The 9829-nt window shown below is 72.2% G+C and carries 9 protein-coding genes; 7 read left to right on the top strand and 2 right to left on the bottom strand.

The features are described from left to right. The 5 genes from ACZ6NC_RS27900 to ACZ6NC_RS27880 form a co-directional block, all read left to right on the top strand. On the top strand, positions 1–765 hold a 765-nt coding region (locus tag ACZ6NC_RS27900; RefSeq protein WP_465736513.1), incomplete at its 5' end, for a radical SAM protein. 84 nt (positions 766–849) lie between these two features. Next, positions 850–2307, top strand: a complete 1458-nt coding sequence (locus tag ACZ6NC_RS27895) for an MFS transporter (RefSeq protein ID WP_465736512.1) — start codon at positions 850–852, stop codon at positions 2305–2307. Between the two features lie 26 nt (positions 2308–2333). Next, entirely contained in the window at positions 2334–3221 is an 888-nt protein-coding gene (locus ACZ6NC_RS27890; protein ID WP_465736511.1) for an oxygenase MpaB family protein, read from the top strand. A gap of 152 nt (positions 3222–3373) precedes the next feature. Further along, the gene (locus ACZ6NC_RS27885) at positions 3374–4414 is read left to right on the top strand and encodes a methyltransferase (RefSeq protein WP_465736510.1); all 1041 of its coding nucleotides are present in this window, start codon (positions 3374–3376) and stop codon (positions 4412–4414) included. A gap of 211 nt (positions 4415–4625) precedes the next feature. Beyond that, positions 4626–5549, top strand: coding sequence for a 1-aminocyclopropane-1-carboxylate deaminase/D-cysteine desulfhydrase (locus tag ACZ6NC_RS27880; RefSeq protein WP_465736509.1), 924 nt, complete (start codon positions 4626–4628; stop codon positions 5547–5549). A 9-nt stretch (positions 5550–5558) separates the two neighbouring features. Here the strand turns inward: ACZ6NC_RS27880 and ACZ6NC_RS27875 are convergent, their stop codons facing one another. Both ACZ6NC_RS27875 and ACZ6NC_RS27870 read right to left on the bottom strand, forming a co-directional pair. Next, positions 5559–7100, bottom strand: coding sequence for an LCP family protein (locus ACZ6NC_RS27875; RefSeq protein WP_465736508.1), 1542 nt, complete (start codon positions 7098–7100; stop codon positions 5559–5561). A gap of 158 nt (positions 7101–7258) precedes the next feature. After that, positions 7259–7723 (bottom strand): MarR family winged helix-turn-helix transcriptional regulator, encoded by a 465-nt coding sequence (locus ACZ6NC_RS27870; RefSeq protein WP_465736507.1) that lies wholly within the window; start codon positions 7721–7723, stop codon positions 7259–7261. 94 nt (positions 7724–7817) lie between these two features. Between ACZ6NC_RS27870 and ACZ6NC_RS27865 the strand changes: the two genes are divergently transcribed. Together ACZ6NC_RS27865 and ACZ6NC_RS27860 are read left to right on the top strand one after the other, a co-directional pair. Continuing rightward, on the top strand, positions 7818–8840 hold the full coding sequence (locus ACZ6NC_RS27865) for an NADP-dependent oxidoreductase (protein WP_465736506.1): 1023 nt from the start codon (positions 7818–7820) through the stop codon (positions 8838–8840). Positions 8841–9203: 363 nt separating this feature from the next. Further along, on the top strand, positions 9204–9698 hold the full coding sequence (locus tag ACZ6NC_RS27860) for a DUF3145 domain-containing protein (RefSeq protein WP_465736505.1): 495 nt from the start codon (positions 9204–9206) through the stop codon (positions 9696–9698). Positions 9699–9829: the final 131 nt, after the last annotated feature.

Genomic DNA, 9829 nt, shown 5'->3' with positions numbered 1-9829 from the left:
CTCGGTGCGTCCGAGGTCGAGCACATGTCCCGGATCTCGGGTGTGTCCATCGAGGAGGCCATCACCCGGATCCACCGGGCGGGCCTGGACTCGTTCGCGGGTGCCGGTGCGGAGTTGCTGCCGGAGCGGCCGCGCAAGGCGATCGCGCCGCTCAAGGAGTCCGGTGAGCGGTGGCTGGAGATCATGGAGGCCGCCCACGGCCTGGGTGTGGAGTCGACCTCCACCATGCTGATGGGTACCGGCGAGACCAACGCCGAGCGGATCGAGCACCTGCGGATGATCCGTGACGTGCAGGACCGTACCGGCGGTTTCCGGGCGTTCATCCCGTACACCTACCAGCCGCAGAACAACCACCTGAAGGGCTCGACCCAGGCGACGGTCTTCGAGTACCTGCGGATGATCGCGATCGCGCGGCTCTTCCTCGACAACATCGCCCACATCCAGGGGTCGTGGCTGACCACCGGCAAGGAGGCCGGCCAGCTGTCGCTGCACTACGGTGCGGACGACCTGGGCTCGGTCATGCTGGAGGAGAACGTGGTGTCGATGGCCGGTGCCAAGCACCGTTCCAACCTGACCGAGCTGATCCACCTGATCCGGGCCGCCGACCGCGTCCCGGCGCAGCGTTCGACCACGTACCAGCACCTGCGGGTGCTGGACGACCCGGCCAACGACCCGGTCGACCCGCGGGTCGCCTCGCACATCGCCTCCACCGCGATCGAGGGCGGCACCGCACACCCCGAGCTGAAGCTGATCGAGACGCGCTGAGCGGTGGGTCACGGGCGGGAGGGGTGGAAGAGGTGACGATGCGTCAACCTGGCGCCCTACCATGTCATATGCATGGAGGACATAATGACGGATGTGTCTTCAGTGCCGCAGAAGCGACTCAAGTGGCTGACCCTCGCGGTGTGTTGTCTGAGTCTGTTCATGGTGGGCCTGGACACGACGGTCGTGAATCTGGCCCTTCCCGCCATCCAGCACGATCTGGACGCCACGGCCACGGGCCTGCAGTGGACGGCGGACGCCTACACGGTGGTGCTCGCCAGTCTGCTGATGCTCTCCGGCTCGATGGCCGACCGGTTCGGCCGCCGGCGCACCTTCCAGACCGGTCTGCTGCTGTTCAGCCTGGCTTCGCTGCTGTGCGGCCTGGCGCCGGACACCGGGACGCTGGTCGGGTTCCGGATGCTGCAGGCGGTCGGCGGGGCGATGCTCAACCCGGTCGCCATGTCGATCATCACCAACACCTTCACGGACCTGCGGGAACGGGCCAGGGCGATCGGGATCTGGGGCGGCGTGGCCGGAATGAGCCTGGCCTTCGGCCCGGTGGTTGGCGGCGCGCTGGTCGATCTGGCGGGCTGGCGGTCGATCTTCTGGATCAACATCCCGTTCGGCGTCCTCGCCCTGGTCCTCACCGCGCTGTTCGTTCCCGAATCCAAGGCGCCGCACCCGCGCCGGCTCGACCCCGGCGGGCAGCTGCTGGTGATCGTCCTGCTGGCGGCGCTGATCTTCGGGATCATCGAAGGGGCACGCCAAGGCTGGGACTCGTGGCTGATCGTCGGCTGCTTCGCCACCAGCGTCCTGGCGGCGGCGGCCCTGGTGCGGCACGAGCGGCGACGCCCGGAACCGTTGCTGGACCTGCGGTTCTTCCGCAGCGTGTCGTTCAGCGGGGCAATCGCCTCGGCGGTCTGCGGCTTCGCCGCACTGGCCGGCTTCCTCTTCCTCAACTCCCTCTATCTGCAGAACGTGCGGGGGTACTCGCCGTTGCACGCCGGGCTCCTGACTCTGCCGATGGCGGCGATGACACTGGTCTTCGGCCCGCTGGCGGGCCGGGTGATCGGCGCCCGCGGGCCTCGGCTGCCGCTGATGGTGGCGGGGAGCGGCATCGCGCTCTGCGGCCTGCTGCTGACCGGGCTCACGGCGGACACCCCGATCTGGTTCCTGGCCCTCGCGTATGTGGCGTTCGGCATCGGCTTCGGCATGCTCGACGCCCCCATCACCTACGCGGCGGTCTCCGGGATGCCGCCGTCCCAGGCCGGGGTGGCCGCAGCGGTCACCTCTACCGGTCGCCAGGTGGGGGCCTCGCTGGGAGTCGCCGTGCTGGGTTCGGTCACGACCGCCCGGATCGCCGGTCCGTTCGCCACCGGGTTCCCGGCCGCCAGCCACCTCAGCTGGGCGATCATGGCCGGCTGCGGGCTCGCGGTGCTGGCGCTGGCCGTCCTCACCATGGGCCGGGCGGCCCAGCGGCCCGCCGAGGACCAGCCGGGCCCCCTCGACCGGGTCACGCCGCCGAGCGGCGCTCGGACGCCATGACCGGACGGACGCCGCAGGATCGCCGGGTGACTCCGTCGGCCGCGTTCCGTGCCCGTCTGCTGGCCGAGATCAACGCCTCGGTGCACGGGCCGGACCTGCATCTGGAACGGTACGACCGGCCGGCCGGGGATCCCGGGCTGTTCGGTCCGCAGAGCGTCGTGTGGCGCGTCAACGGCCACCCGGCCGGGATGCTCACCGGCGGCTTCGCGGCCCTGATGCTCCAGGCGCTTCACCCGCTGGCGATGGCAGCCGTGGACGCGCACTCCGACTTCCGGGCCGACCCGACCGGCCGGCTCAACCGGACGGCGCGCTTCGTCACCACCACCACCTTCGGCTCGACGGCGGCTGCTGGGGAGGCGATCGAGGCCGTCCGACGGCTGCACCCGAGGATCCACGGCAGGGCGCCGGACGGACGGCCGTACCGCGCGGACGATCCCGATCTGCTCACCTGGGTGCACACCGCAGAGGTCAGCTGCTTCCTGGCCGGCCATCAGGTCTTCTCGGCCACCCCGCTCTCGCCCGCGGAGTGCGACCGCTACTACGCGGAGGCCGCCCTCGTCGGCGAGCGGCTGGGGGCGGCGGGCGTGCCGCGCTCGGCCGCCGAGGTGGACCGGTACCTGGCGCGGATCCGTCCCGAGCTGCGGGCCACCCCCGCCGCGCTCGACTGCGTCCGGTTCCTGCGCGGCTTCGGCCGCGGCCCGCGTGAGCGGGTGGCCACCAGGCTGCTGATGAACGGGTCGATCGGCCTGCTGCCGCCGTGGGCCAGGACCGAGCTCGGGATCCGCCGGCCCGGCCTGGTGCGAGCGGGCTGGGACCGTCCGGCCGCCCGCGCGATCGGGCGGGTGCTGGTGTGGGCCTGCGGGCCCTCCGAGATCCAGCGGGCCGTCCGGCAACGGCTGGCGGCCGGCGGCTAGCACCCGGGGGCGGCCGGACCCTCCGCCCCGGGCAATCCCCGCAAACCCTTCCCGGGCCCGACGCCCGGGTTCCGACGACCTGCCGGCACCGGCCCGTCCGTGCGCCGCACCGTGACCGCGACCATCACACCGATTGCCCAGGAGGCTTGGACATGGCACCAACCGCGAAGCCCATCGAGGTCGAGCTCCGACCGCTGTACAAGGCCCACTACCGCTTCCAGTTTCTCAGCGCGGCCTTCCAGTTCGGCCTCTTCACCATTCTCGAGCAGGAGCCGGGCATCGCGATGCCGGACATCGCGGCCCGTCTCGGCCTGAAGGAGCAGCCGACCCGAATACTGCTGCTCGGCTGCACCACGATGGGCCTGCTGCAGAAGGAGAACGGCGGCTACTACAACACCCCGCTCACCCAGCCGCTCGCCGACAACCTCGACGAGTCGCCCGCCACCTTCATCCCCTGGGAGCAGCAGGGCATCTACCGGGCGATGTCCTGGTTTCCCGAGGCGCTGAAGGCCGACACCAACATCGGTCTGCAGCGGGAGATCCCGGGCACGGCGCCGACCATGTACGAGCGGCTGGCCGATCACCCGGAGCTGGAGTCGACCTTCCACACCATGATGGCCTCGGTGAGCCGGCTGGTCGGCGAGGAGCTCAAGGAGAAGCTCGACCTCTCGGGGTACACCCACCTGCTCGACATCGGCGGCGGCACCGCCATCAACGCCTCGAACCTGGTGGCCCGCTGGCCCGAGCTGCGGGTCACCATCGCCGACCTGCCCTCGGTCGCGGCCAGTGCCAACGCCACGATCCGGAAGCTCGGGCTGACCGACCGGGTGAACGCGGTGAGCCTCGACGTGTTCAAGGACGAGTTCCCGGCCGGCTGCGACTCGCTGCTCTTCGCGCACTTCCTGGAGATCTGGTCCGCCGACCGGATCCGGGCCCTGCTGGCGAAGGCCTCCCGCGCCCTCGCCCCTGGCGGGGGGATCTTCGTGGTGACGCCCTACCAGAACGACGAGGAGACCGGGCCCGACCGGGCGGCCTACCTCTCGGCGTACTTCCACACCATCGCCTCCGGCGAGGGAATGGTCTACACCGGCCGGGAGTACGAGCAGTGGTTCGACGAGGCCGGCATCGAGCCCACCGGGCGGGTGGCGCTCGGCTCGGACACCGTGGTGATCTGCGGCCGCAAGCGGGCCTAGCCACGACGCCACCGACCCTGCGGCCCTCCGCAGCCTTCCGACCGCGGCGCCGTCGCCGGTCAGGGGTTCGCGGGCGCCGCAGGGTCAGTGGCATGCCCCCGGGCCCGTCCGCCGTGCGCGCTACCGGGCCCAATCCCCGTCGAAGCCCCGGCGGCCCCGTCCGGCGCACCCGGCGCCCCGGCGCCGCGCCCGGCCTCCGTATCCTGGCCCGATGCTCGAACCCGCACTGCTGCCGACCCCGCTGGTGGACTGCACCGACGAGGTGCTGGCCCGGGCCGGGGTGGAGCTGCGGCTCAAGCGGGACGACCTGCTGCACCCGGCGGTGCCGGGCAACAAGTGGCGCAAGCTCGGGCCCAACCTGGCGGCGGCGGTCGAGCGGGGGCAGACCCGGCTGCTGACCTTCGGCGGTGCCTACTCCACCCATCTGCGCGCGGTCGCGGTGGCGGCCGGCGCCCTCGGGCTGGAGAGCGTCGGGCTGGTCCGCGGGGAGGAGCTGGCCGATGCCCCGCGCAACTGGTCGCTGCGGGCGGCCGAGGCGGCCGGCATGCGGCTGGAGTTCCTCTCCCGGACGGCGTACCGGGAGACGGCCGGCCGCTGCGGGACGGACGATGCCGTCGCGGCGGAGCTGCAGCGGCGCTGGGGGCCCTGTCTGGTGCTGCCGGAGGGCGGCTCCAACGCCCTGGCGGCGACCGGGGCGGCGGCTGTCCCGGCGGAGCTGCCCGACCTCGGCGGGCGGGACGTGGTCTGCTGCCCGGTCGGCACCGGTGGCACCCTGGCCGGGATCGCGGCCGGCCTGCCGCCGGGCGCGCGGGCGCTCGGGGTGGCGGTGCTGCGCGGCGGCGCCGGCTACCTGGAGGGCGAGGTCACCCGGTTGCACCGGGCCGCCTTCGGGCGGGAGTTCGGCAACTGGCGGATCGACCACGACCACCACGGCGGCGGCTACGGCCGGGTGCCGGCCGGGCTGGCCGCCTTCGCCGAGGGCTTCGAGCAGCGTCACGGCATCGCCCTGGAGCGCCGCTACGTCGCCAAGCTGCTGGCCGCCCTGTACGAGCTGGCCGGGGCCGGCGCGTTCCCGGCGGGCACCCGGCTGACCGCGGTCGTCACCGGTCTGCCGGACCCGCCGGAAGCGGCCTGAGGGCGGGTCCTAGCCGAAGGTCAGGTCGGCGCAGGGGTCGGTGTCGGCTCCGCGGCTGTTCTCGGCGATGCCGGTGGGCACGCCGGTGGGCGTGGGCGTGGAGCCGGGTGCGGGGCCGGTCGAGGGGGCGGCCGTCGGGCCGGCCGGGGCGTCGACGGCGTCGAGCCCGGTGGGGGTCGTCGGGCGGTAGTCGCGGCCCAGGGTGACGGTGATCCCCTCGGTGCCCGCCTCCTCGACCAGCCGTGCCCCCGGGAAGAGCGGTGCCAGCCGGTCGGCGACGGCCTTCAGCGCCGGGTCGTACGCGATCTCGGTCTGCAGCCGGCCGCCGTTGGTGGGGCCCAGGGCGACGTTCTGGAAGCCCTTGGCGCGGACGGCTTCCGCGCCCTTGCCGGCCAGCCCGGGGGTGCCGACGCCGTTGACCACGGTGATCGGCGCGGCCGTCTGCTCGGGCGAGAGCGCGGTGGGCGAGACGACGGAGGTGGGCGAGGTGGCGGAGGTGGGCGTGGCCGGGGCGGCCGGGGCGTCGCCGACCTGGCCGGTGCTCTGCCCGTCCAGCGTGCGGTCCTCGCGCAGCAGCTTCCAGAGGGTGTCGACGTCCGGGTGGACCAGCGCGACCCGCTCGCCGGAGAAGCGCCAGGGGGTGGTGACGAAGGTGATGTCGGAGAGCTTGATGCTCTGCAGCGACTGGGCGAAGTCCACCAGCTTCATCGCGGTGCCCAGGCCCTCGTCCACGGTGAGCGAGCGGGTGGCCGCGTCGGCCAGCGGGAGCAGGGTCGGCAGTGAGAAGCCGAGGCCCTGGACCTTCCTGATCATCGAGGAGAGGAACGCCTGCTGGCGCTTCATCCGGCCGATGTCGGAGTTGTCGCCGATCCCGTACCGGGCCCGCAGGTAGTCCACCGCGGGCTGCCCGGAAAGCTTCTGCATGCCCTTCTTGAGGTGGATGTTGTGCGAGTTCACGTCGTTGGGGACACAGGCGTCGACGCCGTTGACGGCCTCGGTCATCGCGGCGACGCCCTTGAAGTCGACCACGATGGTGTGGTCGATCCGCAGGCCGGTCAGCGTCTCGACGGTGTTCTGGGTGCAGGCCGGGTTCCCCTTGGGGAACTGGCCTATGGTGAACGCCGAGTTGAACATCTGGTTCGTCCTTGGCGATGTCCAGCCGCCGTTCGGCAGCCGGCAGGACGGCACGGTCACCAGCGCGTCGCGGGGTATGGAGACGCCGACGGCGTGCTTGTGGTCGGCGTAGATGTGCAGCAGGACCGCGGTGTCCGAGTGGCCGACACCCTCGTCGCCGCCGCCGAGGTCGGCGTTGCCGTCGTCGCGGGTGTCCGAGCCGAGGACCAGGACGTTGACCGGCACGGAGGCGCCGGGCGTGGCCGGGACGGGGGCCGGCGGCCGTTCGGTGGCGACGCCGCCCGCGTCGAAGGTGGTGATGTTGCTGTCGAGCCGGTGGTAGAACCAGGCCCCGGCCCCCGCCACCGACAGCACGAGAACGGCGGCGAGGCCCACGGCGGTCCGTATGATGCGCCGCCGGCGCGAGCTGCTGCTCATCCCCCCGGGCCCCCCGTCTTCTGGTGTCGTTCCCTGCACGCACCGGCTCATGGGCAGGCCGGTGCGAATCTCGAACGTTAGACGTTTCGGGGGAGTGTTCGGTTACATCCGATGGCCGGCCAATTGCTCCGGAACGGCCGCCGTGGCTGTGATGCTGCTCACGCCCCGGGGGTGGAGGCGCCCGAGAGCATCCGGCGGAGCAGGTCGCGCAGTGCCGTCCGCTCGTCCGGGCCGAGGGCGGCGAGCGGTTCGCGGGCGAAGTTCAGGGACTCGCGCAGCTCCTCGGAGGCGGCCGAGCCGGTCTCGGTGGCGGCGACCAGCTTGACCCGGCGGTCCTGCCGGTCGGCCTCCCGGGTGACGAAGCCGCGCGATTCCAGCCGGTCGACGATGCCGGTGATGTTGGACGGCTCGCAGCTGAGGGTCTGGGCGATGTGGCGCATCGGCATCGGCCCGCGCCGCAGCAGGGCGAGGACCTTGGCCTGGGCGCCGGTGAGCGAGCGGGCGGCGGCGGCCTCCTCGTACTCGCGGTGGAAGAGCGCGACCAGGTTGGCCATCAGGTCGACGACCTCACGGGTGATCTCGTCGGGCTCCGGCGCGCCGGACGGGGTCGGCTGGGTGTCCATGGCTCACAGTCTACCTGAACAGTTGACAACATGAACCTTTCATGTCCATCGTTACTTCAGTAAGTCAACCTTTTAGGCAACAAGGAGTACCCCGATGGCCGAGCAGGAAGCGCCCGCCACCGCCCGCGAATGGCACCTCGCCGCCCGCCCCCAGGGCTGGCCCGTCCCGACCGACTTCGCCCTGGTCGAGGCGCCGGTCCGGACCCCGGGTCCGGGCGAGATCCTGGTCCGCAACGCCTACCTCTCGGTCGACCCGTACATGCGCGGCCGGATGAACGACGTGAAGTCCTACGTCCCGCCGTTCCAGCTCGGTCAGCCGATGGACGGCGGCGCGGTCGGCTACGTCGTCGCCTCCGAGGCCGAGGGCTTCGCCCCGGGCGACGCCGTGCTGCACGGGCTCGGCTGGCGCGAGTACGCCACCGTCGACGCGACGCAGGCGGTGAAGGTCGACCCGTCCGTGCCGCTCTCCGCGTACCTCGGCGTGCTCGGCATGACCGGCCTGACCGCCTATGCCGGCCTGCTGGCGGTCGGCGCCCTCAAGGAGGGCGACCGGGTCTTCGTCTCCGGCGCGGCCGGCGCCGTCGGCTCGATGGTCGGCCAGATCGCCCGGCTCAAGGGCGCCTCGCTGGTGGTCGGCTCGGCCGGCTCGGCGGAGAAGGTCGCCAAGCTGACCGGCGAGTACGGCTTCGACGCCGCGTTCAACTACAAGGACGCCCCGGTCGCCGAGCAGCTCGCCAAGGCCGCCCCGGAGGGCATCGACCTCTACTTCGACAACGTCGGCGGCAGCCACCTGGAGGCCGCGATCGGCGCGCTCGGCGTGCACGGCCGCGCGGTGCTCTGCGGCGCGATCGCGCAGTACAACGAGACCTCCGCGCCGGCCGCCCCGCGCAACCTGGCGCTGGCGATCGGCAAGCGGCTGCGCCTGGAGGGCATGCTGGTGCGCGACCACGCCGCCCTGCAACCGCAGTTCGTCGCCGAGGTCGGCGGCTGGCTGAAGGAGGGCAGGCTGCGCAACGAGGAGACCGTGGTGGACGGCTTCGAGAACACCGCGGACGCCTTCCTGGACCTGCTGCGCGGCGTCAACACCGGCAAGATGGTGGTCCGCCTCGACGGCTGACGCCACGTCAGTACCGCTGCCGCCAGGCCGCCCCGCCGCACCTCCGGTGTGCGGGGCGGTTTGCGTACCGGGCGCAGGGGAACCGGCCGCACTACCGCATTCCGGCCGGATCCGAAAGTGCGTCATCCATCGTGCGGGGCGGCGCGGTACGGTGGTCCCGCCTGGCGATGGGGCCGTTCGGGGGAGAGATCCGACCGAGGGGTGGACCTCGTTAAGGATTCGACTAGCATTGAGCGAAAGCCTGTCCGTTTTGCTCAATTTAGTGGCTTAATGTCGGCTAACGTGGGTAACTGTGGATCAACTACAGGCACGAACGCGAGGCAGCTGGGGAAGGCGACCCTCGTCCACAGCCTGGAGGTCCCGGTGACGACACGTGGAGTCCTGTACGTCCACTCCGCGCCACGCGCGCTGTGCCCGCACGTCGAGTGGGCCGTCGCGGGGGTGCTCGGAGTGCGGGTGAGTCTGGACTGGATCCGCCAGCCGGCCGCGCCCGGACACTGGCGCGCCGAGCTCTCCTGGCAGGGCGAGCCCGGCACGGCCTCGAAGCTCGCCTCCGCGCTGCGCGGCTGGCAGCTGATGCGGTACGAGGTCACCAGCGAGCCCTGCGCCAAGGCGGAGGGCGAACGGTACAGCAGCACGCCCACACTCGGCATCTTCCACGCCGTCACCGGCATCCACGGCGACATCCTGATCCCCGAGGACCGGCTGCGCGCCGTCCTGCTGCGCGCCCGCAGCGAGGGGGCCGACCTGGAGGCCGAGATCTCCCGGTTGCTCGGCAAGCCCTGGGACGACGAGCTGGAGCCGTTCCGCTACGCGGGCGAGGGCGCCCCGGTGCGCTGGCTGCACCAGGTGGTCTGACCCGCAACGGCGAAGGGGTCCGGGGGGCGGGGGGGGGGGGGGGGCCCCCCTTTTTTCGTTGTTTTCTCGAGGGGGGGAGGGGAGACCCCCACCTTTGTCCTCTCAACCCACCAAACTTTTCTGCGGTGCTG

This window comes from Kitasatospora sp. NPDC041988 (assembly GCF_055588525.1).
Note: the sequence above shows the minus strand (reverse complement) of the source record. Positions and strands in the feature narration are given on the sequence as shown.